The sequence below is a fragment of the Pseudomonas sp. B6001 genome, from assembly GCF_013386015.1.
Lineage (GTDB): Bacteria > Pseudomonadota > Gammaproteobacteria > Pseudomonadales > Pseudomonadaceae > Aquipseudomonas.
The window spans coordinates 1-350 of record NZ_JACAOX010000065.1; the positions used below are offsets into that span (position 1 = coordinate 1).

The 350-nt window shown below is 47.4% G+C and carries 2 tRNA genes; both read right to left on the bottom strand.

Going from position 1 to position 350, the window contains the following annotated elements:
• Positions 1–127: 127 nt before the first annotated feature.
• Positions 128–203: transfer RNA gene (locus HX821_RS31590), tRNA-Ala, on the bottom strand.
• A gap of 30 nt (positions 204–233) precedes the next feature.
• Positions 234–310: transfer RNA gene (locus HX821_RS31595), tRNA-Ile, on the bottom strand.
• Positions 311–350 lie beyond the last annotated feature (40 nt).

Genomic DNA, 350 nt, shown 5'->3' on the forward strand with positions numbered 1-350 from the left:
CGTTCAGTCTATCTTTCTATCACATACCCAAATTTTTAAAGAACGATCTAATCAAAGACTAGAAATCAACATTCACCATCACATCGATGGAATGCTCATTTCTAAGCTTTCAAGACAGAAGCAGTAGTGGTGGAGCCAAACGGGATCGAACCGTTGACCTCCTGCGTGCAAGGCAGGCGCTCTCCCAGCTGAGCTATGGCCCCGTATTTCTACAGGCGTTTCCCACACAAAATTGGTGGGTCTGGGCAGATTCGAACTGCCGACCTCACCCTTATCAGGGGTGCGCTCTAACCAACTGAGCTACAGACCCAATTTCGGGCTGCTTCTTTATCGTCTTCTTCAATGAATCA